Annotated in this window: 24 protein-coding genes; 7 read left to right on the top strand and 17 right to left on the bottom strand. The window is 56.7% G+C overall.

Features of this window, described 5'->3' with window-relative positions:
- Positions 1–9 precede the first annotated feature (9 nt).
- A complete protein-coding gene (gene sbcD, locus BFV67_RS04485; protein ID WP_045371761.1) occupies positions 10–1,215 on the top strand; it encodes an exonuclease subunit SbcD in 1,206 nt (401 codons plus the stop codon).
- On the top strand, positions 1,212–4,343 hold the full coding sequence (gene sbcC / locus BFV67_RS04480; protein WP_069597924.1) for an exonuclease subunit SbcC: 3,132 nt from the start codon (positions 1,212–1,214) through the stop codon (positions 4,341–4,343). The genes sbcD and sbcC overlap by 4 nt, the downstream gene beginning before the upstream one ends.
- Positions 4,344–4,453: 110 nt before the next feature.
- Here the strand turns inward: sbcC and mak are convergent, their stop codons facing one another.
- Positions 4,454–5,359, bottom strand: a complete 906-nt coding sequence (gene mak / locus BFV67_RS04475; RefSeq protein WP_059363687.1) for a fructokinase — start codon at positions 5,357–5,359, stop codon at positions 4,454–4,456.
- Positions 5,360–5,482: 123 nt separating this feature from the next.
- Here mak and rdgC point away from each other — a divergent pair, with 123 nt between their 5' ends.
- Positions 5,483–6,397, top strand: coding sequence for a recombination-associated protein RdgC (rdgC, locus tag BFV67_RS04470; RefSeq protein WP_008503269.1), 915 nt, complete (start codon positions 5,483–5,485; stop codon positions 6,395–6,397).
- A gap of 48 nt (positions 6,398–6,445) precedes the next feature.
- Here the strand turns inward: rdgC and ppnP are convergent, their stop codons facing one another.
- The 5 genes from ppnP to BFV67_RS04445 all read right to left on the bottom strand — a co-directional run bounded on the left by ppnP (position 6,446) and on the right by BFV67_RS04445 (position 9,083).
- Positions 6,446–6,733 carry a pyrimidine/purine nucleoside phosphorylase gene (gene ppnP, locus BFV67_RS04465; protein WP_008503270.1) on the bottom strand — a complete coding sequence of 96 codons (288 nt, stop codon included), beginning with the start codon at positions 6,731–6,733 and terminating at the stop codon, positions 6,446–6,448.
- 71 nt (positions 6,734–6,804) lie between these two features.
- Positions 6,805–7,482 (bottom strand): AroM family protein, encoded by a 678-nt coding sequence (locus BFV67_RS04460; protein ID WP_008503271.1) that lies wholly within the window; start codon positions 7,480–7,482, stop codon positions 6,805–6,807.
- Between the two features lie 237 nt (positions 7,483–7,719).
- Positions 7,720–7,911, bottom strand: a complete 192-nt coding sequence (gene yaiA / locus BFV67_RS04455) for a protein YaiA (RefSeq protein WP_008503272.1) — start codon at positions 7,909–7,911, stop codon at positions 7,720–7,722.
- A gap of 44 nt (positions 7,912–7,955) precedes the next feature.
- Positions 7,956–8,480 (bottom strand): shikimate kinase AroL, encoded by a 525-nt coding sequence (aroL, locus tag BFV67_RS04450; protein WP_008503273.1) that lies wholly within the window; start codon positions 8,478–8,480, stop codon positions 7,956–7,958.
- Positions 8,481–8,621: 141 nt separating this feature from the next.
- Positions 8,622–9,083, bottom strand: coding sequence for a YaiI/YqxD family protein (locus BFV67_RS04445; RefSeq protein ID WP_021241674.1), 462 nt, complete (start codon positions 9,081–9,083; stop codon positions 8,622–8,624).
- 97 nt (positions 9,084–9,180) lie between these two features.
- On the opposite strand from BFV67_RS04445, the gene proC reads away from it, so the two are divergent.
- Positions 9,181–9,990, top strand: coding sequence for a pyrroline-5-carboxylate reductase (gene proC / locus BFV67_RS04440; protein ID WP_021241675.1), 810 nt, complete (start codon positions 9,181–9,183; stop codon positions 9,988–9,990).
- A gap of 16 nt (positions 9,991–10,006) precedes the next feature.
- Here the strand turns inward: proC and adrA are convergent, their stop codons facing one another.
- From adrA to BFV67_RS04410, 6 genes are all read right to left on the bottom strand, one after another.
- Positions 10,007–11,110: a diguanylate cyclase AdrA gene (adrA, locus tag BFV67_RS04435; RefSeq protein ID WP_069597923.1), complete on the bottom strand. Its 1,104-nt coding sequence runs from the start codon at positions 11,108–11,110 to the stop codon at positions 10,007–10,009.
- A 102-nt stretch (positions 11,111–11,212) separates the two neighbouring features.
- Positions 11,213–11,533 (bottom strand): phosphate starvation-inducible protein PsiF, encoded by a 321-nt coding sequence (gene psiF, locus BFV67_RS04430; RefSeq protein WP_008503278.1) that lies wholly within the window; start codon positions 11,531–11,533, stop codon positions 11,213–11,215.
- An 89-nt stretch (positions 11,534–11,622) separates the two neighbouring features.
- Positions 11,623–13,038, bottom strand: a complete 1,416-nt coding sequence (gene phoA, locus BFV67_RS04425; RefSeq protein ID WP_045408001.1) for an alkaline phosphatase — start codon at positions 13,036–13,038, stop codon at positions 11,623–11,625.
- A gap of 99 nt (positions 13,039–13,137) precedes the next feature.
- Complete coding sequence (gene iraP, locus BFV67_RS04420) at positions 13,138–13,398, bottom strand: anti-adapter protein IraP (RefSeq protein WP_023293178.1); 261 nt, start codon at positions 13,396–13,398, stop codon at positions 13,138–13,140.
- Positions 13,399–13,607: 209 nt separating this feature from the next.
- Positions 13,608–14,822 (bottom strand): multidrug efflux MFS transporter, encoded by a 1,215-nt coding sequence (locus tag BFV67_RS04415; RefSeq protein WP_008503282.1) that lies wholly within the window; start codon positions 14,820–14,822, stop codon positions 13,608–13,610.
- 167 nt (positions 14,823–14,989) lie between these two features.
- Positions 14,990–15,673 carry an extensin-like domain-containing protein gene (locus BFV67_RS04410; RefSeq protein ID WP_069597922.1) on the bottom strand — a complete coding sequence of 228 codons (684 nt, stop codon included), beginning with the start codon at positions 15,671–15,673 and terminating at the stop codon, positions 14,990–14,992.
- A gap of 103 nt (positions 15,674–15,776) precedes the next feature.
- Between BFV67_RS04410 and ddlA the strand changes: the two genes are divergently transcribed.
- The gene (gene ddlA / locus BFV67_RS04405; RefSeq protein ID WP_021241680.1) at positions 15,777–16,877 is read left to right on the top strand and encodes a D-alanine--D-alanine ligase; all 1,101 of its coding nucleotides are present in this window, start codon (positions 15,777–15,779) and stop codon (positions 16,875–16,877) included.
- Here ddlA and BFV67_RS04400 read toward each other — a convergent pair.
- On the bottom strand, positions 16,874–17,110 hold the full coding sequence (locus BFV67_RS04400; RefSeq protein WP_008503286.1) for a DUF2754 domain-containing protein: 237 nt from the start codon (positions 17,108–17,110) through the stop codon (positions 16,874–16,876). The genes ddlA and BFV67_RS04400 overlap by 4 nt on opposite strands.
- Positions 17,111–17,357: 247 nt before the next feature.
- Here BFV67_RS04400 and BFV67_RS04395 point away from each other — a divergent pair, with 247 nt between their 5' ends.
- Entirely contained in the window at positions 17,358–17,657 is a 300-nt protein-coding gene (locus BFV67_RS04395) for a DUF2755 family protein (protein ID WP_021241681.1), read from the top strand.
- On the opposite strand, the gene BFV67_RS04390 is transcribed toward BFV67_RS04395, so the two are convergent.
- The 3 genes from BFV67_RS04390 to BFV67_RS04380 all read right to left on the bottom strand — a co-directional run bounded on the left by BFV67_RS04390 (position 17,654) and on the right by BFV67_RS04380 (position 20,634).
- Positions 17,654–18,751 (bottom strand): DUF1615 domain-containing protein, encoded by a 1,098-nt coding sequence (locus tag BFV67_RS04390; protein WP_045408005.1) that lies wholly within the window; start codon positions 18,749–18,751, stop codon positions 17,654–17,656. The genes BFV67_RS04395 and BFV67_RS04390 overlap by 4 nt on opposite strands.
- A 14-nt stretch (positions 18,752–18,765) precedes the next feature.
- On the bottom strand, positions 18,766–19,986 hold the full coding sequence (sbmA, locus tag BFV67_RS04385; protein ID WP_069597921.1) for a peptide antibiotic transporter SbmA: 1,221 nt from the start codon (positions 19,984–19,986) through the stop codon (positions 18,766–18,768).
- Positions 19,987–20,100: 114 nt separating this feature from the next.
- Positions 20,101–20,634, bottom strand: a complete 534-nt coding sequence (locus tag BFV67_RS04380) for an isochorismatase family protein (RefSeq protein WP_069597920.1) — start codon at positions 20,632–20,634, stop codon at positions 20,101–20,103.
- A gap of 204 nt (positions 20,635–20,838) precedes the next feature.
- Between BFV67_RS04380 and ampH the strand changes: the two genes are divergently transcribed.
- Positions 20,839–21,999: a D-alanyl-D-alanine-carboxypeptidase/endopeptidase AmpH gene (gene ampH / locus BFV67_RS04375; protein ID WP_008503291.1), complete on the top strand. Its 1,161-nt coding sequence runs from the start codon at positions 20,839–20,841 to the stop codon at positions 21,997–21,999.
- Between the two features lie 2 nt (positions 22,000–22,001).
- Here the strand turns inward: ampH and BFV67_RS04370 are convergent, their stop codons facing one another.
- Positions 22,002–22,625 (bottom strand): helix-turn-helix domain-containing protein, encoded by a 624-nt coding sequence (locus BFV67_RS04370; RefSeq protein ID WP_008503292.1) that lies wholly within the window; start codon positions 22,623–22,625, stop codon positions 22,002–22,004.
- Positions 22,626–22,634 lie beyond the last annotated feature (9 nt).

Here is a 22,634-nt window from a genome sequence, read left to right as displayed (position 1 = left end):
GGATCAGCTATGCGCATACTTCACACCTCGGACTGGCATCTGGGTCAAAATTTTTACAGCAAAAGCCGTGCGGCTGAACATGAAGCGTTCCTGAACTGGCTGCTGGAAACGGCCCGGACGCATGAGGTGGACGCGATTATCGTGGCGGGAGATATTTTTGATACCGGCTCGCCGCCGAGCTATGCGCGTGAGCTGTACAACCGCTTCGTGGTGAATCTGCAGCAAACCGGCTGTCATCTGGTGATTGTCGCCGGCAACCATGATTCCGTCGCGACGCTTAACGAATCCCGCGACATCCTGGCGTTTCTCAATACCACCGTCGTCGCCAGCGCCGGGCACGCCCCGCAGATCCTGAAAAAGCGCGACGGGTCGCCCGGGGCGGTACTGTGTCCGATTCCCTTTTTGCGTCCGCGCGACATCGTGCAAAGCCAGGCGGGGCTGTCGGGCGCGGAAAAGCAGCAGCATTTGTTACAGGCGATCGCCGACTATTACCGCCAGCAGCACGCCGAAGCCTGTGCCCTGCGCGGTGACCAGCCGATTCCGGTGATTGCGACCGGGCACCTCACCACCGTCGGGGCCAGTAAAAGTGACGCCGTGCGTGACATCTATATCGGCACGCTGGATGCCTTTCCGGCGCAGCACTTCCCGCCAGCCGACTACATTGCGCTCGGACACATCCACCGGGCGCAGATCGTCGGCGGCTGCGAGCACATCCGCTACTGCGGCTCGCCCCTTTCGCTCAGCTTTGACGAAACGGGCAAAGCCAAATCCGTACATCTGGTGACCTTCTCCGACGGAAAACTCAGCGCCGTCGACACGCTGGAGGTGCCCGTTACCCAGCCACTGGCGGTGCTGAAAGGCGATCTCGATGCCATCACCGCCCAGCTGGAGCAGTGGCGCGGCGTCGAGCAAGATCCCCCCATCTGGCTGGACATCGAAATCACCACCGACGACTACCTGCACGATATGCAGCGGAAAATCCAGGCGCTGACCGAAGACCTGCCGGTAGAGGTCTTGCTGGTGCGCCGCAGCCGCGAGCAGCGCGAGAAAATTCTGCTAAGCGCTCAACGCGAAACGCTCAGTGAACTGGGGGTCGAAGAGGTATTTGAACGCAGGCTCTCACAGGAGGAGATTGACGATGCGAAGCGCGCAAGGCTCAGCGAACTGTTCAGCCATACCCTGCATGCGCTCAATGATGAGGAAGAAAACGCATGAAAATTCTGAGCCTGCGCCTGAAAAATCTCAACTCCCTCAAGGGCGAGTGGAAAATTGACTTTACCGCTGAGCCGTTTGCCAGCAACGGGCTGTTTGCCATCACCGGCGCAACCGGGGCAGGTAAAACCACCCTGCTCGACGCCATCTGTCTGGCGCTTTATCACGAAACGCCGCGCCTGAATAAAGTCTCCCAGGCGCAAAATGACCTGATGACCCGCGACACCGCCGAATGTCTGGCGGAAGTGGAGTTCGAGGTAAAAGGCACCGCCTATCGCGCCTTCTGGAGCCAGAACCGGGCGCGCAACCAGCCGGACGGTAACCTGCAGGCGCCGCGCGTGGAGCTGGCGCGCTGCGAAGATGGCAAAATTCTGGCCGACAAAGTGACGGATAAGCTGGAGCAAACCGCCGCGCTCACCGGGCTGGACTACGGGCGCTTTACCCGCTCGATGCTGCTCTCTCAGGGGCAGTTTGCCGCCTTCCTTAATGCCAAGCCGAGCGATCGCGCCGAGCTGCTGGAAGAGCTGACCGGCACCGAAATCTACGGTCAGATTTCCGCCATGGTGTTTGAGAAACACAAAGCGGCCCGCAGCGTGCTTGAAAAGTGCGAGGCGCAGGCGGCGGGCGTCGTGCTGTTGAGCGAAGAACAACAGCAGCAGTTACAGCAAAGTTTGCAGTCACTTACTGACGCAGAGAAAACCCTGCTGGAACAGCAGCAAAACCAACAGAAACATTTTCAGTGGCTTACGCGCCATGATGAGCTTGCGCACGAGCAACAGCGCGTCGCCGCAATGCAGCAGCAGGCGCAACAGGCGCTGACGGACGCTGCGCCTGAGCTGGCAAAGCTCCAGCTCGCTCTGCCCGCCGCCCAGCTTCGCCCGCTCTGGGAGCATCAGCAGGAGCAAACCGCGCGTCTGGCACAAACGCAGCAGCGAATTATCGAAGTAAATACTCGCTTACAAGCCAGAACCGCGCTGCGTTCACGTATTCGCAATACCGCTCTGCGTAACCACGAGCAGCTACAGGCCGAACTGACGGCGCTGGCGCAGTGGCTGACGGAGCACGAACGTTATCGTCTGCTGGGCCAGGAGATTGCAGGCTGGCGCGCCCAGTTCTCTCAGCTTAACCGTGATAAAACGCAGTTAGCCTCGCTTGCTGCGCGGATAGGTGAATTACGCAACAGGCTGGCTGCGATGCCGGAAAACGCGCTGACGCTGACGGCGGATGAGGTCAGTGCGGCCATGGAGCAGCAGTCCAGGTCCCGCACGCTGCGCCAGCAGCTGACGTCGCTGCATGCCCGCTATCAGCCGCTGCAAAAGCGCCTGCGCCAGAGCGGTGAAAGCGTTCAGAAGGCGCAGGCCGAACAAAATAAACTCAATGAAACGCTGACGCTGCGCCGCCAGCAGTACAAAGAAAAAAACCAGCACTATCTCGACCTGAAAGCCCTGTGCGAAACCGAAGCAACAATCAAGAAGCTGGAGCATTACCGTTCGCAGCTTGAGGCGGGTAAACCCTGCCCGCTGTGCGGTTCCTGCGAACATCCCGCCGTTGAGCAATATCAGTCGCTTGAGCTGACGGATAACCAGCGCCGCCGTGATGCCCTGGAAAAAGAGGTCGTCGCCCTTAAAGAGGAAGGCCTGCTGGTGCTGGGACAGGTCAATGCCCTGACTCAGCAGATCCAGCGCGAGACAGACGACGCGAAGACGCTTTCTCAGGAAGAGCAAGCGCTCACTAAAGAGTGGGTGGCAGCCTGCACGTCCCTGAACATTACCTTGAATATTCAGGACGATATCGCGCCATGGCTGAACGAACAGGAACAGTACGAGCGCCAGCTTTATCAGCTCAGTCAGCGTCTCACCCTGCAGAACCAGCTCAACGAACAGGACGCGCAGGAGCGGCAGTATCAGCAGCAGCTGGCGGCCACGCGGCAGGCGCTGGAACATGCCCTGCTCGCGCTCTCGCTTAACGCACCTGAAGAGGGTCAGGAAGCCGCCTGGCTTCAGGCCCGTGAAGCTGAATTCGCGCAGTGGCAGGAGAAGCAAACGCAGCACGGCGTGCTTCAGGAACGCATAAACGCCCTGAAGCCGCTGCTCGACGCGCTTCCGGCAGCGAACAGCGAAGACGCCGAACCGGTTATTCCTGATAACTGGCGCACCATCCACGACGAGTGCGTGTCGCTGCAAAGCCAGCTGACCGCGCAACAGCAGCAGGAAGCGCTGGAGCGAGAGCGCCTGCAGCAGTCGCAGACGCAGTTCACCGCGGCGCGCTCGGCGAGCTGCTTTGCCGACCTGGACGCGTTTCTTGCCGCGCTGCTGGATGACGATGCTATTCGCCACCTTGAACAGCTGAAACAGTCGCTGGAAAACCAGATCCAGCAGGCCGCGGCGCTGTCCGGGCAAGCGAACCAGCAGCTGCAGTCTCATCTGGCACTGCGGCCGGAAGGGCTCGACGCCGATGCCGCCACGCTGCAAAGCCAGCTGCAGCAGCTGGCGCAACAGCTGCGCGAGAACACCACGCATCAGGGGGAGATCCGCCAGCAGCTTAAGCAGGACAGCGATAACCGGCAGCACCAGCTGGCGTTGATGCAGCAAATTGAAGAGGCCGCGCGCCAGGCGGATGACTGGGGTTATCTGAACGCGCTGATCGGCTCCAGCACCGGCGACAAGTTCCGTAAGTTCGCCCAGGGGCTGACGCTGGACAATCTTGTCTGGCTTGCTAACCAGCAGCTTAACCGCCTGCACGGACGTTACTTATTGCAACGTAAGGCCAGCGACGCGCTGGAGCTGGAAGTGGTGGATACGTGGCAGGCGGATGCGGTCCGCGATACCCGTACCCTCTCCGGCGGCGAGAGCTTCCTGGTCAGCCTGGCGCTGGCGCTGGCGCTTTCCGATCTGGTGAGTCATAAAACGCGGATCGATTCCCTGTTCCTGGATGAAGGGTTCGGCACGCTCGACAGTGAGACGCTGGATACCGCGCTGGATGCGCTCGACGCGCTGAACGCCACCGGGAAAACCATTGGCGTGATCAGCCACGTAGAGGCGATGAAAGAGCGTATTCCGGTGCAGATCAAAGTGAAGAAAATTAACGGGCTGGGGTATAGCAAGCTGGATAAAGAATTTGCCGTGCAGTAAAGGTCCACTCCACATGTAGGCCGGGTAAGGCGTAGCCGCCACCCGGCTTTTTTATTGTGGCTGCCTGAATTCGCCCGCTGGCGCTTCGCTTACCGGGCTTACAGAGCCGTTTATTCTGGCCACAGCCACGCCGCGCCGCGCACGCCGCTGGAGTCCCCGTGGACGGCTTTGCGGATCGGCGTTTCACACTCGCCGCCGAAGACCCACTGCTTCACCAGGTTCGGCACCGTGGCGTACAGCCGGTCGACGTTGCTCATGCCGCCGCCCAGCACAATTACGTCTGGGTCGAGAATATTCACCACGTGCGCCAGGGATTTCGCCAGCCGCATTTCATAGCGGCTCAGGGCCAGCTCCGCCACCGGATCCTGCGCTTCGACCAGACGCATGATCTCATTTCCCTTGAGCGGCTGGCCGCTCAGGCGGTGGTAATCGGTTGCAAAACCGGTACCGGAGATAAAGGTCTCAATACAGCCCTGTTTTCCGCAGTAGCACGGCACTTCGGTGCGGTATTTGAGTTCGTCTTCATCCATCCACGGCAGCGGGTTGTGCCCCCACTCGCCCGCGGTGCCGTTACCGCCGGTATGGGCGCGCCCGCCGAACGCTACGCCCGCACCGCAGCCGGTGCCGATGATCACGGCAAACACGGTCTGGGCACCGGCCGCCGCGCCGTCGATGGCCTCAGAGACCGCCAGGCAGTTGGCGTCGTTGGCCAGACGCACTTCCCGCTTCAGGCGCGCGCTTAAATCTTTATCAAACGGCTGACCGTTGAGCCAGGTGGAGTTGGCATTTTTAACCACGCCGGTATACGGCGAGATCGACCCCGGTATCCCCATCCCGACGCTGCCGGTTTGCCCTGTCGCCTGCTCGGCCATCTCGACCAGCCTGGCAATCGTCTCGATAGTCTGGTGATAATCATCGCGCGGCGTTGGCAGACGATGGCGAAACAGCTGCTCCCCCTGCTCGCTCAGTGCGATGACTTCTGTTTTGGTGCCGCCCAAATCGATCCCAATACGCACAAGACTCTCCTCATTATTTTGATTATCAACAGAGTAGAAGCACGCTTCCCGATTAGCAATGCAAGCGATGCGACAATTCGTTATCATGCCCGCTGATTTAACGACAAGGCCGTGGAAATTATCATGCTGTGGTTCAAAAATTTGATGGTTTACCGTCTCAGCCGCGACGTTTCGCTGCGTGCAGAAGAGATGGAAAAACAGTTAGCCGCTTATACCTTTTCCCCTTGCGGTAGCCAGGATATGGCGAAAACCGGTTGGGTTCCGCCAATGGGTTCACAAAGCGATGCACTGACCCACGCCAGCAGCACGGGTCAAATCATCGTCTGCGCCCGTAAAGAAGAGAAAATACTGCCGACGCCGGTGGTTAAGCAGGCACTCGAAGCGAAAATTCTCAAGCTGGAAGCCGAACAGGGCCGCAAGCTGAAAAAGACCGAAAAAGATTCGCTGAAAGATGAAGTACTGCACTCCCTGCTGCCGCGCGCCTTCAGCCGCTTCAGCCAGACCATGATGTGGATCGACACCGTTAACGGGCTGATCATGGTGGACTGCGCCAGCGCCAAGAAAGCAGAAGATACGCTGGCCCTGCTGCGAAAAAGCATCGGATCTTTACCGGTCGTTCCGCTGGCGCTGGAAACGCCGATCGAGCTGACGCTGACCGAATGGGTACGCAGCGGTGCTGCGGCTCAGGGTTTCCAGATCCTTGATGAAGCCGAGCTGAAAGCCCTGCTGGAAGATGGCGGCGTGATCCGCGCGAAGAAGCAGGATCTGGTGAGCGATGAAATCGCCGTCCACATCGAAGCGGGTAAAGTGGTCACCAAGCTGGCGCTCGACTGGCAGCAGCGTATTCAGTTTGTGATGTGCGACGACGGCTCCGTGAAGCGTCTGAAGTTCTGCGACGAGCTGCGCGATCAGAATGAAGATATCGACAGGGAAGATTACGCTCAGCGTTTCGACGCGGACTTCATCCTGATGACCGGCGAGCTGGCGGCGTTGATTCAGAATCTGGTGGAAGGTCTCGGCGGCGAAGCGCAGAGATAACGGGCAAACCGTAGGCCGGGTAAGCGTTAGCGCCACCCGGCTAATTTTTTATTTCAGGTAGCGGCACAGATAAGAGGTAGGTTCTGCCACCTGCAGATGGAACTCACTGTGGCCAGGGACGTTGAAAACCTGTCCGGCTGCGTAAACTTTCCATTCCGTTTCACCCGGCAGTAAGACGTTCAGCGCCCCGCTGACGACCGTCATCTCTTCCGCTTCCGCCGTGCCGAAGGTGTATTCCCCTTCCGCCATGACGCCAACGCTGGCGCGGCCAGTGCTGCTGCTGGTAAAACCAATGGATTTCACTTTACCGGAAAAGTATTCGTTACTCTGAAGCATGAACTGGCCCTTATATTTTTAGATAAAAATTCACTATAGGGGCCATGCTCATCACCTGTCACGCAAAATCATTACATGAGCAGTTCCGAGGCCAGGCGAGCCATCAGAACGTTGGATAACAGCACCGGCACATCCAGCGCTTTTTGCAGTAAATCACGATGATGCTGGTGGAACCCCAGGCAGTCCAGAATCAGGACATCGGCCCCTCTTTCCAGCAGTTCCTTCCCGGCCGCAATGAGTTTGGCCTCGCTGTCCCAGAACGGATTCGCCAGCGCGTACAAGGGCACTTTTTCCAGCACGTGCCATTTTGCCTCCTGGTTATCCATGAGCTCCTCGATGGGGACAATCACCCCCACCTGATGACCATCCACGATGGAGGCCACCAGCGGCGGAATGATGCGCATCGGTTCCAGCAAAATCGCATTGCGCGCCGTAAGTCCCTTTATGGGGGCGGTGCTCATCAGCAAAATAACGTCATAGCCCTGATTATCGAGCACTTCTATTACGCCCTGCAGTGAGCGCTCGATCTTCTGGCGGGAAACATGCGCCAGTTTACCGTCACTTAATAACGTCGCCAGGGGATCCTCCCCCGCCTCGACAGCGTAGTCTTCCATGACCTCTTCCCGACTCATCTTGCCCAGCAGGCTGAGATGCGTAATCTGTTGTTCAGATACATGCTCGGTTAAGAGCGGTAACACTTCGCTTACAGGGACCACACCAATGGTGAGGATCGCCAACGTTGCCTTCATCTTTATCGCCTTCCATTACTCCAACATCGTGCACACAGGTACAGGCTCACTACGCTGCACAGTTCGTTTTTTCAACAAAACAGCACCAAGCGTAGCAGGTGATCCCGACACCGAAATGTAAAGATCGCCTGCCGATACCAGAGTTACTTGTATTAACTAAATATTAACTCCTGCTTAACTTTTACGATGAGTAAAAAGTGTGATTCAGGCACGATCCTGGAGCGTTTAGGAAACCGCTCAGGTTATGTCGGGATCTTCATAGCGCCGCTTCGCATCCAGCGCTTCCTGTTCCGTCTCGTGTTCACTGATCAGCGAGTCGGGTTTGGGGTGATCGGCACGCAGTTGATACCAGGTCACAGTGTGACCTGTCTGGCCTTTTTCAACGGTCACAATGCGCGCTTCACGCGGATAGGGAGGTCTTGTTGGCATAGCTCATCCTTTTTTTATGTCTGAGCTATAAGTATAGACGCCGCTTAGCTGGCACACGCCAAACGCAGGGCGGTAATAATCTGAATCACAACGTCTTCGGGAGAGGCGGACGCATCCACCACGTGGTGAGCCGCTTCGCGGTATAACGCATCGCGTTCGGCCAGCACTTCACTCACCTCTTCGTTCAGCGGCCTGGAGGTCAGCGCAGGGCGTTGCCCCTCTTCCGGAAAGGCTTCCAGACGCCCAACCAGGGCCGACACCGGCGCGCTGAGGTAAATCACAATCCCCTTTTCGCGCATAAAGTGACGATTACACTCCGCCAGAACAATGCCACCGCCGGTGGCGATCACCGCGGACGGGGTCGTGACCGCTTTCAGCGCGGCCGTTTCGCGTGCGCGAAAGCTCTCCCAGCCTTCCTGCTCAACAATGTCGGCGATGGTTTTTCCGGCCTCGGTTTGCAGCCAGTGGTCGGTATCCACAAACTGGCGATGACACACGCGTGCCAGCTCCAGGCCAACGGTGGTTTTCCCACAGCCGCGGGGGCCAACTAAAAAGATGGGTTGGGTCATAGCCAGGTGTTCCCCTTGATGCCGGAAGGCTGAAGAGTGTAAAGAAATAATTGCAGAAGATGTTGCGATTACTTTACTGCAAAGCGGTACGGGATGACAACCCTGTGGAGGCCACACTGTACCACACATTGACAATAATTATCATTTCGCTGTACGGCGCTTCACTTCCAGCAGCCATTTATCCAGCTCGGCAGCAAACTGCTGGCGATCTCGCTGTGACAGGCTGTCCGGCCCACCGGTCTGCACGCCGCTGGCCCGCATGGTATCCATAAAATCGCGCATCGTAAGCTTCTCGCGGATGGTCGACGGCGAGTATCGCTCTCCGCGCGGATTGAGCGCCGCCGCCCCTTTCTCCAGCACGTCGGCCGCCAGCGGAATGTCCGCCGTGATCACCAGATCTTCCGCGCTGCACAGGCGGACAATTTCGTTGTCTGCCACGTCGAATCCGGCAGGCACGCGCAAAGAACGAATGAAGCGCGAAGGCGGCACGCGAATGTTCTGGTTCGCCACCAGCGTCAGCGGCATCTGAACGCGCTCGGCGGCGCGAAATAAAATCTCTTTAATCACGTTCGGACACGCGTCCGCATCAACCCAAATCGCCATATTGTCTCCCCATAATGACTCTGCCGACTATTGTCGCCTGCATTTCGTTGTTAAGCTATCAATCAGAGAAAACAACGCATAATGACGGAGGATCGTGATGGACAAGAAAATCGGGTTTATCGGCTGCGGTAACATGGGCAAAGCCATTCTGGGCGGCCTGATCGCCAGCGGGCAGGTGCTGCCGGGTCAGATTTGGGTCTATACCCCGTCACCGGACAAGGTCGCCGCGCTGCGCGATCAATACGGGATTAACGCCGCCGAAAGCGCGCAGGAAGTGGCCCAGGTCGCCGATATCGTCTTTGGCGCCGTCAAGCCGAACATCATGATCAAAGTGCTGAGCGACATCACCTCCAGCCTGAATAAAGAGACGCTGGTGGTGTCGATTGCCGCGGGCGTGACGCTTGACCAGCTGGCGCGCGCGCTGGGCCATGACCGCAAAATTGTTCGCGCAATGCCCAATACCCCCTCGCTGGTTAACGCCGGCATGACCTCCGTCACGCCTAACGCGCTGGTGACCCCGGAAGACGTAGCCGATGTGCTGAACATTTTCCGCTGCTTCGGCGAAGCGGAAGTGATTGCCGAATCGATGATCCATCCGGTGGTGGGCGTGAGTGGTTCTGCGCCTGCGTATGTCTTCATGTTCCTGGAAGCGATGGCCGATGCCGCCGTGCTTGGCGGAATGCCGCGCGCCCAGGCGTATAAGTTCGCCGCGCAGGCCGTCATGGGCTCCGCCAAAATGGTGCTGGAAACCGGCAAACACCCGGGTGAACTGAAAGATATGGTTTGCTCCCCGGGCGGTACCACCATCGAAGCGGTGCGGGTGCTGGAGGAGCGCGGATTCCGCTCGGCCGTCATTGAAGCAATGGCAAAATGCATGGAAAAATCAGAGAAGCTGAGTAAATCCTGATCGTTTCAGTCGGGCGTCAGGCGGCCACTTCGGTGCGGCTGCGCCCGGCATTTTTCGCCCTGTACAGCGCCACGTCAGCCGCCTTTAGCCATTCCCGATAATGTGCAAACTGCGGCCCCCAGGGGGCAACGCCCACGCTGATGCGCAGCGCCTCTTTTGGCGCGCACGGTAGCGACAGCGTTTCCAGCCGCTCATGCACCCGGGACATGACGGCGATGGCGCTTTCCGCTGCGGTCTGCGACATAATAACCGCAAACTCATCCCCGCCAAACCGGCCGATAGCATCACCTGACCGTACCGACATCTGAAGCTGGCGCGTGATGGCAATGATCGCCTCATCCCCCACGGCGTGCCCCCAGGTATCGTTGATATTTTTAAAGTGGTCGATATCAATCAGTAAAATCGTGGCGGTGCAGCGATCGCGGCGGCAATGCTCAAATTCATTTCGCAGCAGCATTTCCCAGTGTCGGCGATTATAGACCCCGGTCATGCCGTCGCGGGTGCTCATCATTTCCAGCCGCTGTTTATGTTCCGCAAGCCTGACGGCGGTGCGGTGGCTGAGCCAGGCAAACAGCATGGGATAAAGCACCAGTACGGGAAGCGTTAAGCTCCACTCCACGAGGTCGGGGTTGAAGACGGCCACGCGCCCAACAATCGGCAGCGTCACCAGCGCGGAGAGCAGAGTCAGCAGGATCCCCGGGATAAACAGACGACAGCCCCCGGAGCCCATCATATTCATTCCGACCATCATCACCAGCGCTGCCGAGGGTAACGCGCTCATCCCCATCACGCCGATCCAGAGCCCGGCAATAATGGCATCGATCTTAAGATTGAACTCTTCCTGCTGATGAGGTGACGCGGCCCGGCAGGATAACTGCCAGGCGAAATGGGGCCAGACGAACGCCCACCCGACCAGTAAAAGCCACCAGCCGCCGGATAAAAAATGGGTGACCAGCATCCCCGCAACCGGGAAAAACATCGCCGCCAGCCCCACGGCGCGCGCCAGCCGAACGCGCCGGGCAAACTGAATGCCGGCGCGGTGTGGGTCATCCTGAGAAAGGGTTAAATTCCACTCTTCCCGAATGCGCTTTGTGTTGTAATACGTTTCATCATTCATCATTTTTGGGAATATTCTGAAACATTTTCCCAAATTATAGAGAGGGGGTCTGCGGGGAAAGTATGAAATTTCGGGTGAGCCGCCGGAGCCGCTCACCCGTTCGAACTACACTTTTTTCTTCAGGCAGGCACTCATGAACTTGCTGCGGTCATCCCCTTTCAGGGACTGCTCGGTTGCCTTGGCATTACACTCGCGCATCTTTTGCTGCTGAGGCGTCAGGCTTTTTTCAGCTGGCTTTGAAGCGCCGTTTTTGAGGCAGTCGCTCATGTAGGTCTTGCGGGCATCGCCCTTCAGACTCTGAGACGTCGCCTGTTGATTACAGGTGGTCATACGCTGCTGCTGCGGCGTTAACGTTTTCTCTTCCGCGTTCGCCGATGCGACCAGGAACAGGCCGGAGAGCAGAGTAACCAGTAATGTTGTTTTCATTGCACCATCCTTTTGTGAACATTCCCTGTAAGTCTGGTTCGTGACAGGAAAAAAACCACCCGGCAGATGTGATTTCCGCCGGGAATTTATCATTTCAGACCCAGCGCCGCCTTCATGGTGTAGAACAGATCCGTTTGATCGGTCAGGCCTACCACATTGGCCGCGTGCGGGCCGTAGGCGGCAATGCGCAGCTGGGTGCCGGTGTGCTCCATGGACTCTTCTTCAGAGTTGCCGTAGCTCATCACCATGACGGCGCCATCTTTGGTGTTGAGCGCCTGCGTCAGGCCAGGGGCTTTGGTATCTGGCGGAACGATCTGGCTGGCGTGCGCGTGATCCGCAGTGACGATCACCAGGGTGTTACCGTCTTTTTTCGCGAACGCGAGCGCCTTCTGCACCGCTTCGTCCAGATCGACGGTTTCGCCAATCTGACCGCACGGATTTGCCGCATGATCCTGCTTATCGATCGACGCCCCCTCAACCTGCAGGAAGAACCCTTTTTCGCTCTTGCTCAGCAGATCGATCGCTTTATCGGTCATCGCCGCCAGCGTCGGTAGGCTGTCCGTGCGTTTAGGGTTAGGCGTACAGGTCACTGCTGGGTTATCGATATTGCCGTGATATGAGGCTTTTGGACCTTCCCAGCGCACGGGCATGTTGCCGTCAGAGAACAGCCCCAGCAGCGGTTTGTCCTGGTTCGCCTCGGTTATCGCCGCCAGCGAATTTGCGTCACTCACCAGCTGATAGCCGCGCGCCTGCGCCTGCTCGCGCAGCGTTTTGCCCTGCCACTCGCCCGCCGTCGCGGTTTCCGCGAAGGTTTTCGCGCCGCCGCCCAGCGTCACGTCAGGACGCGCATTCAGCAGCTGTTCCGTAATCGAGCCTTTGCCACCTTTTTCCAGCGCGTTCGTTGGGCATTTTTCGCTGGTCACTGACGGGCCGTAGCATTTACGCGAGGTCACGTGTGCCACCAGCGCCGCAGGCGTCGCATCCTGAAGTTCAGCGGTGGAGACGTTCCCGGTCGCCAGGCCCGCCGCTTTTGCCATCTCCAGAAGGGTTTGACGATCTTTTTCGTGAATATCCACGCCCAGCGCGCCATTATAGGTTTTCACGCCGGTGGACCACGCCGTGGCCGAGGCCGCAGAGTCCGTTACGTAATCCGGTTTACCGGTTTTTTTATCCAGCGCGTAGTGGGTATATTGTCCGGTCAGCGGTAATGCGTCGATACCTTTAAAAAAGCCGCCCGCCCCCTCGGCATAATTTCGCGCCGCCGTGATTTCGGAATCACCCATTCCATCGCCAATCAGCAGAATAATATTTTTCGCCGGTTTTTCATTAAGCGAAGCGCGAATGGCGGCGGTTTGATCTTCCGACAATCGGCGCGCGCCGCCGGGCTGGGTGATATCCCCTTTTGCCGCACGATTATCCAGGACGCTGGTTTGCGTCGTGTCAGCATAAATGGCAGGGGTAATTAACAGAGGAAGTAATGCGATGAAAAGTGCGCTCTGTTTCAATTTATTTTCTCCATGTAAAAATACATAAAAATAAAAACAGAGCGACTATAGGCATCCTGCATGACAATTCTATGACACGTCGTTACGTCCTGTGACGGTTTAGCTGCGAGGATGCCTTAACAGCTTCTTTACGTACTGGTGGAGCATCTCAGCATCTTCAACCGGTACCTGCGATTCAGGCCTGACGCTCTCCAGCGCGCCTTCCACGCTCTCAATCAACGCCTGCTGATCGGTTTTCGCCATTTGTCGCAGCAGCGCGGTGACCACAATTTCAAGCGCTTCGACCTGGGCCACCAGCTCTTTTGACTCTTCTTCCTTTTGTGCCAGCTTGACCAGCAATTCAGCAATGAGGTTTTTCATCGTGCCAGTTCCTTTTCAGTTTTATCTGACGTTATCACTCTGAATCCATAATGCAAAGAGAAGAAATTAATTATGGTATGCAAAAGTGATACAGAAACGGAAATAAAGAGATCTCGCCGTGAGCGAAACGTTTTTCTATAAAAAGACGCCGCATTTTGTTATATAAAAATGCGGCTACCATAAGAATATATAATACATCTGAGAAAGCGTTATCTCGCCGATTTCGCCTCCGCCATTTGTCTGCGGCGTCGCAGCGCAATAGCCAGCTGGATAATATTGATTAAAACGACAATCGCCGTCGCCGCAAATACCCAACGAAAACCGGCCATCGCGGAAACGGAGGCGCCAATAAGCGGACCGGCAACATTCCCCAGATACATAAATGACTGGTTATATCCAAAAATACGCCCCGTCACCTGGTCGCTGGAATATTTGACCAGCAGGGTCTGTACCGCAGGCAACATGGCACCATCGGCAAAGCCGAGCAGAAATCGCAGTACGCCAAGCTGAAGCGGAGAGGTGACGAACGACATCGCAAAGAAGAGCACCACCGCAAAGATCAGCGTCGCCATCAGGATGCGCGCCGTACCGATCCTGTCACCCAGTTTTCCGAGACGCGGCGCGGAAATCAGGGCGGATACGCCCGGCACGGCGGCAATCATGCCGCTTAAAAAAGCGATGTTCGTGCTCTCCGGCTCCATTGACTTGATAAACAGCGCCAGTATCGGCCCCACCGAACCGTTACAGAGCTGGATCACCATGGTGGTGACAAACAGGCTGATCATCAGCCCCGGATAAGGCAGCGAGGCGAAAACGGCCTTGCCGCTCAGGCGTTCAGATTTACTGATAACCGGGCGGCCTCCCTCTTTAATCAGAAAGAGCGTGACCAGAAAACTGACCACCAGCAGAACCGCAGTGATGATAAATACCGCGCGCAGTCCGACGTGGTCCGCCAGAAAGCCCCCCAGCAGCGGGCCACCGATGACGCCGCTGATCTGCGCCGTGGAGAGCGTGCTCAGCGCCCAGCCGCTCCGCTCGCGCGGCACCTGAGAGGCGACCAGCGCCATGGCGTTTGGAATATACCCGGACGTCAGCCCCATCACCGCCCGCAGAAAGAACAGCTGCCAGACGTTGGTGGCGAAGGCCTGCAGCAGAATGGCTATTGCCATCCCGAGCGAGGCGCGCAGCAGCATCAGTTTTCTGCCTTTTCGATCGGCCAGGCTGCCCCACATGGGTGACACAATCGCGGAAACCAGAAAGGTGACGCTGAACGTCAGGCCGGACCACATGGAGAGCGCTTCGTGCGAGGTGACCCCCAGCTGCGAGACGTACAGCGGCAGGAACGGCAAAATCTGGCTGATGGCCAGCCCGGTGAAGAAGCAACCGAACCAGACCGAGATGAGATTAACTTTCCAGGATTCCATACAGAATAGTCTTCATTTTTAGGCGAATTCGCCGTCAGATTAGCAAGTTACGCGTGTTAACGTCGCACCAGAGATGCGGCCTGACCGACTTTGGTGTTTTATCTTCCCAGTCATCATATTTGTGAAATAAGTCACAATTCATCCATTTTCTGGCGGAATATTATGCTTCACCGGCACAGGCCAAAACCGCGCATTCCGAGATGAAAATGGTTGGCATGCGCCGCGTTGTACTCTGGCCCCAGACCGTTCCCGTAGTACCCGCAGCTTGCCGCCAGCATCGCCTTCAGCCAGGGCTGCGTCGTGGCCGCCTTCCAGCCGTTCAGCACCGTGACGCGGTCGCCGTTCGCCAGACGAAAAGCGGCAATATCCAGCGCCTCCGCCGTGGCATGCTCGCTGCGGCGCGCGTCAGGGCGGTGGTAAATATTGCGGCAGGCAAAGCTGCCGAGGTGATCGATACGCGCGAGGTCGCTGCCCGTATAGCGTTTTGTCAGCGGCCGGGCCTGCTGGCTGATAAAGAGGGCTGAGCTGAGCGCCAGCGGACAGCTGGCAAGAAAACTGCCGTTCAGGCCGACCGGGCCGAAGTTGCGCACGCGCACGACGTCGCTCAGCGGGCATTCCCCGGCGCTGTCAGCGACCGGCTGGGTGCGGATGAGATCGCGTTGATTAGCCTGCGCAAGCAGGCTTGCGCAGGCCTCGGGCGTTAAGCGCCGAAGCTTATACTGGGTGATTCGGCCTGGCGGATCGTCAAGCGTCAGCGGTATGAAAGGGTTGTAGTAAGGCGGCAACCAGCGGTAACCCACCGTTGCGACGGCGATAAGAATCAAAACGGTCAGCAGCGTTTTTCCTTTCACTCGCCCCCCTGAACATTCCCCCAAACATTATGGCAGAAGGTCGCGAAACCCGCCGGGCATCGTGGTATGTTATTGGCTTTTCGTCAGACTGGAAGAGAGTGAGATGGCTAAGCAGCGCGTAGGTATTGTCTTTGGGGGAAAATCAGCGGAACACGAAGTGTCATTGCAATCGGCTAAAAATATCGTTGATGCGATCGATAAAAGCCGTTTCGACGTGGTGCTGCTGGGCATTGATAAGCAGGGCCAGTGGCACGTTAACGATGCCAGCCAGTATCTGCTGAATGCTCACGATCCGGCCCATATCGCCCTGAATCCTTCAGAAATTAGCGTCGCCACCGTACCCGGCGTCGCGAAGGGGCAGCTTATCGATGCCGGCAATGCTCAGGCACTCGCCCAGATCGACGTCGTCTTCCCTATCGTTCACGGCACGCTGGGGGAAGATGGTTCCCTGCAGGGGATGCTGCGCATGGCCAACCTGCCGTTCGTCGGCTCGGACGTACTCGGCTCCGCCGCGTGCATGGACAAAGACGTCACCAAACGCCTGCTGCGCGACGCCGGGCTGAATATCGCGCCGTTTGTGACGCTCACCCGCGCCAACCGCGACAAGCACAGCTTCGCGCAGATTAGCGCTGAATTGGGTCTGCCGCTGTTTGTGAAGCCAGCAAACCAGGGCTCCTCCGTGGGCGTCAGCAAAGTGACAAGCGAAGCTGAGTTCACCCAGGCCGTCCGCCTGGCGTTTGAGTTCGACCATAAAGTGGTGGTTGAGCAGGGCATCAAAGGCCGTGAAATTGAGTGCGCCGTGCTGGGCAACGATTTTCCACAGGCGAGCACCTGCGGCGAAGTGGTCTTAAACAGCGACTTCTACTCGTACGACACCAAATACATTGATGATAAAGGCGCGCAGGTTGTCGTGCCTGCGGATCTCGATCCGGCGGTTAATGATAAGATCCGGGCGATCGCCATTCGCGCTTATCAGACGCTCGGCTGCTGCGGCATGGCGCGCGTGGATGTGTTCCTGACGGCGGAAAACGAGGTGGTGATCAATGAAATCAACACGCTGCCGGGGTTCACTAACATCAGCATGTATCCGAAGCTGTGGCAGGCGAGCGGCCTGAGCTACCCGGAACTGATCACCCGCCTGATCGAACTGGCGCTGGAGCGTCACGCTGCCGACAGCGCGCTTAAAAGTTCCGTAAACGGTTAGTCGGCGCGCTTCGCCGACGCTGCCTCATCCGCTGTCGTCTCTTCAGGACGGCGGCGGATAATCAACCCCGCCAGCCAGAAACTGATAACCCAGGTCACCAGCCCAACGGCATAGGTTTGCCAGCCTTTTGCCTCAAACCCCAGCAGGCCCACGACACCGTTAAGAATAAAGATCAGCCCGATAGCGAAGGCGTAGTAGTGCCAGTCACGGCGTAGTTTGGACGTGAGCTTCATAACAACTCCGGCAGGAAAAAAAGACATCCTCTCACAGTTTTACGGCCAGGTCTGTGGCAGATACGGAAATTCTGAAACGCGACGCAATTTCACTTAAGTTAATAAATTGTGACGTGCTGCAGAAATCAACAATCCAGGAGGATTCCGGCGCGTAAATTACCACGATTCTGATATTGACAAATGCGATGACCTGTCAAACTCACCCTGTACGAAGCGTATTAACAGAGCGATTTATCCGGAGGTCATCATGGCTGACTTTACATTGTCGAAACCGATTTTTGGCGGAAAACCAAAAACCTCCACGGCGGGTAATATCGCGTATGCCCTGTTTGTTCTGTTCTGCTTCTGGGCTGGCTCGCAGCTGCTCAATATGCTGGTCCATGCGCCTGGCGTTTATGAACACCTGATGCAGGTGCAGGATAACGGACGCCCGCGAGTTGAGATTGGCTTTGGCGTCAGCACCCTGTTCGGCCTGATCCCCTTCCTCGCGGGGTGCATGATTTTAGGCGTTGTCGCGCTCGTCCTGCGCTTTCGCCGTCGCCATTAAAGCCCCATACAGCGAGCCCGGCGATCGTCCACGCGTTTCGCGAACCACGCGGTGGTCAGGTTACGCGTGATCTTCGGGCTTTCCAGCTGAATACCCGGCAGGATAGCCCTCGGTAACGTTTTCCCGCTTTTCTGCTCTGCGAGCGCAAACACCTTCTTGTACAGATCCGTTTTCTCAAAGGCCAGGCTATCGCCTTTCTCAAGCTGGCGGCGAATGTCGCTATTGCTCAGGCCAAGCGTTGTCGATAATTTCCGTACGGCAAGCTCGGTGCTCCCTGCTTCGCTGCTGCCGTAGGCGATAAGATCGCCGTCCAGCGCCAGCTTAACGCCGCTTGCGCGGCTGACCGCACTCTGGAATGCCGCATTACGGCTGGCATACCAGCCTGCGTTAAAGTCGGCAAAGCGGTACAGCGGCTCATCGTAGTTCGCCGGGTAGTTCAGCAGGTGATACGTGCCGAACCACAGTCCGCCGCGCAGGGAGAAGACCTCCTGGCGCACCGTACCGTCGATTTTCCACGGATAGCCGTCGGTGTGTTTCTCCGCGAACGCGATGCTTACCTGCATTGGGCCACCGGTGTGGACCGGGTTCAGTGAGCCAAACAGCTTCTGCCCCATCGGCACCATGTTGATGAAATCATCGAAAATAGCGCTAAGCTGTTTTTCGGTTTTCACCGTATCCAGCCGTTCGCTGTAGCTTTTGCCGTTCGGCGAGGTGATTTTAAGCGCGGTATGCACGAGGAACACCGGGATATGCATGGACTCCGCGCGGCGGTCGATCTCTTTCCAGGCGATTTTATTCAGCCCCGGCACAGCCGGGTCTGACTGGTACATCGACTCCTGCTGTGCCACCGCCAGCACCGAACAGATGTTCTCCTCGGTCGGCGCAATCTTTTGGCTTTCAAAGGTTTTTGCCAGCGCGTCTGCCCACGCATTGCGATCTTTCACGCTGGCGGGCATTTTCTGCCGCACAACGCTCGCCACATCAACGGGCTTCTCGCCCTTTTTGAGCGGAGCGGCCCCCTTTTCGGCACAGCCTGCCAGCACAAAAGCGGCCAGTATGGTCAACGGTAACGCGCGCGGTACGGCAAAAGGCATAGCAACGTCCTGTATTAGCTCAATGTGTTGGTGACTTCCTGCAGGTCACGATCGTCCAGCTCGCGTTCAAAGCTGCGCAGACGTTTGTAGATGGACATCAGTTCCACCAGCGTGGTCCAGGAGCTGATCAGGTACTGGAATGAACTTCTGACCTGATCGAAAACGTTAGTAATTTGGGTCATCAGTCCCAGGGTAATTGTCCCTGCAACAATTGACGGGAACAACAGGACTATTCCAAAAACAGTATCGGCCTGAAGATATAAAATACGAGCTATGTTGAAATACATGTAGTGGAAGTAGAGCTTAAAGTAGTTAAAACGGACGTTCTGAAATAACTCTTTTACCGTTGGTGGCGCAGCTCGTGATGGGTCATCCTCACCGTAAACGAGTTCTTTACGGTAAGCCGCTTCCACGCGCTGATTTTTAAATTGTAACCCCGGTAATTTGATCCCCACCACAGCAAGAAGCCCCGTTCCCATAAGAGACCAGACCAGTGCGGCAATAACCAAACCATAGGGTAAATGACCAACAATTGGAAGTTCAGGCACATGGGGTGAAAGTGCAATCAGAATCGGTAAAAAAGCGATAAGTTTCATCACAGCATTAAGCAAGCTGACCCCCATGTCCTCCAGCGTTGAGGCAAAACGCATGGTGTCTTCCTGTACACGCTGTGCAGCACCTTCGATGTGCCGCAGTCGTTGCCAATTTGCCATGTAATATTCGTTCATAGCTGTACGCCAACGGAAAACGTAATGGCTAACGAAGAAATTGTTCAGCACTGCCACTGTTACTGCAATCATGGCAATGCCGGTAAAACTAACGAGACTGGCATAGAGTTCACCAATCGGAACCTTATTCGGGGCGCTTAGCGCTTTTTGGATCAAATCGTAGAAGGGTGCATACCATGCATTAATTGCAACACTCACTTCCACCATGAACCAGGTAACGAAAATGATCAGCGCAGATCCCAAAATCGACCAAACCTGCCAACGATGCGGAGAATACTTGAACCAGAAGAGTGCAAACAGCCCCACACATACCGTGTAGTAGGCATAAAATACGATAAAGCTGAGCGACCAGAAGCGCGCCGCGCTAATCGGCACCTCGCCTGTCGCCCCCGTGATGCGCGTCAGCCATGCGCCGCCGCCCGCCTGCCAGAAAATGACAGCGATCAGTGCCCAAATAAATGCCGACAGGAAAAAAGGTCCCGGCTTTGGGAAAAAAGACTTAAACATAATGCTTCCTTCTTGTTGTTATGGCTGTTGCTGTGTACAACACGTCACCACACGAAAACCTGCCCGAGCCAGCCTCCCGGCTCGGGCAAAAAGGTCAGACCCACGGGTTGATTATTAGTTCGCTTTCCAGTTTTCAAGAATTGTTTCGGTGCGTTTCACCGCGAGAGGATTCGCTGGCGCAATGAAGTTACGCCAGACGTCGTTGTGATGGTTAATCAGGATCTGTGCGTCAGCCGCCGGACGGTTGGCGGTGGTATGGGCATCTTCGGCAACGGTAATGTGATAACCCCGGCTGACGCCGTTCTTGATCGTCGCATCGACGCAGTAATCGGTGGCGCAGCCGCAGATGACAAACTCGCGAATGCCCTGCTCCCGCAGCAGCGCCTCAAGCCCGGTGTTGTAGAAGGCATCGCAGGCCGTTTTGGTCACGTAAAGCGCACCAGCAGGCTGATGGAGTTCAGGCAGTAGCGCAAACCCTGCACTCCCCTCTTCCAGCCCCCCGGCCTCGGTATGCTGTATAAAAATCACCGTATCGGCTGCCTGCGTAAGCTGGTTGATCAGAGAGACACACTTTTCGCGCTGATGACGAGGGGTTTCAAACACCCCGTTTTGCATATCGACAACCATAACCACACGCTTCTCAGACATACCGTTCTCCGTAAGATTGAGTGACACTGGTGCCTATCATAAGCCCGATGTCACAAAATGGGAGATGGCTCGCAAGTAAATTGTTCATATTTACCCATGGTTACGTTTTTCTCGCTATCGTTATGCAATTCGGGGCATTGCACGGTACCGATTAGTAGTATAAATACCCATTACTTTCCTCATTCACTTCATGGATGCTTTTCGTTGAAACGTTGTCTGCTCTCTTTTGCCGCGCTGTGTGCGGTGAGCTTTTCTACCGCCCAGGCAGCCCAACCGCTGACGGCTCCCGTTTTAGCTTCAGATATTGCCGATCGCTACGCGAACCTTATCTATTACGGCAGCGGCGCGACCGGTATGGCGATGGTCGTTATCGACGGAAACCAGCGTGTATTTCGCAGCTTTGGCGAAACGCGCCCGGGCAATAACGTTCACCCGCAGCTGGATTCCGTTATCCGCATCGCATCCTTAACCAAGCTGATGACCAGCGAAATGCTGGTGAAACTGCTCGATCAGGGCGTGGTGAAGCTCGACGATCCGCTCAGCAAATACGCGCCGCCAGGCGCCCGGGTACCCACGTATCAGGGTACGCCGATCCGGCTTGTGAACCTTGCTACCCACACCAGCGCCCTGCCGCGTGAACAGCCAGGCGGCGCGGCGCATCGTGACGTATTCGTCTGGCCAACGCGCGACCAGCGCTGGAGCTATCTGAGTACCGCCACGCTGAAGGCGGCGCCGGGTTCGCAGGCCTCATATTCAAACCTGGCGTTTGACCTGCTGGCGGATGCCCTCTCAACGGCGGCTGGCAAACCCTACACCCAGCTGTTTGAAGAGCAGATCACCCGTCCGCTCGGCATGAAAGACACCACGTTCACCCCGTCCCCGGACCAGTGTCGTCGCCTGATGGTGGCGGAGAAAGGCGCCAGCCCCTGTAATAACACGCTGGCGGCCGTGGGCAGCGGCGGGGTTTACTCCACGCCTGGCGACATGATGCGCTGGATGCAGCAGTTCCTTTCTTCGGATTTCTACTCTCGCAGCAGCCAGGCCGACCGTATGCAGACCCTGATTTATCAGCGTACTCAGCTGCATCGGGTCATCGGGATGGACGTGCCGGGTAAAGCCGATGCGCTCGGCATGGGCTGGGTCTATATGGCACCGAAAAATGGCCGGCCGGGGATTATTCAGAAAACCGGCGGCGGCGGCGGATTCATCACCTATATGGCTATGATTCCGCAGTCGAACGTGGGCGCGTTTGTGGTGGTCACTCGCTCCCCGCATACGCGTTTCGTCAATATGAGTGACGGTGTTAATAACCTGGTGGCGGAATTGAGTGCCAATAAAGCCCAGGTGCTTACCGCATCCAACTGAGATTAATATTCCGTGGGCAAGCGGTTGATGCTGACCAGCTTGCCCCGGCTCATATTGATATAATTTCCCTGTCGCAGGGCGGCCAGAACTTCGGCAACAACAGAACGTGAAATGCGTGTGCTTTGCTGAATATGATTCATCACACCGATTTTTGAACGCAGCGTTTCATCCCACTCGGCCATATTAAGCAGCATCGCGCGGATCTGGTGATAGGAGTTATTGCCAACCAGCTGCTTATCGCGCTTCTCAAGAATGTAATTTATCCAGGATAACCAGCTGAAGGCCTCTTTCCACAGTGAAAATTGCTGGATTTGTTGTCGGGTAGTTTCTGTGGATAAATAAAAACCGGTACAGGCCGTTTTAGCAATCACTCTGTATTCTTGTGAATGATTAATCATCACCGTAGCCAGACCAAAAATAAAGGGGGCAGTCGCAATCCCCACCAGAAGTTCATCAGAAGGGCGATAGATCTCAATAACGCCGGTTTGTAATACGATCGTGCGAGGCTCATTCGATTCGCCCGACGTAATTAATTGTTGGGGTGCACATGTAAAAGGGGTACTGGCTGCTATTAACCCCTGTTCGAGCCGGCGTAATTCAGAAAGTGGTTTCGCATTAACGTTCATGCAGACCTC

It is taken from the genome of Enterobacter roggenkampii, assembly GCF_001729805.1.
Classification (GTDB): Bacteria; Pseudomonadota; Gammaproteobacteria; order Enterobacterales; family Enterobacteriaceae; genus Enterobacter; species Enterobacter roggenkampii.
Note: the sequence above shows the minus strand (reverse complement) of the source record. Positions and strands in the feature narration are given on the sequence as shown.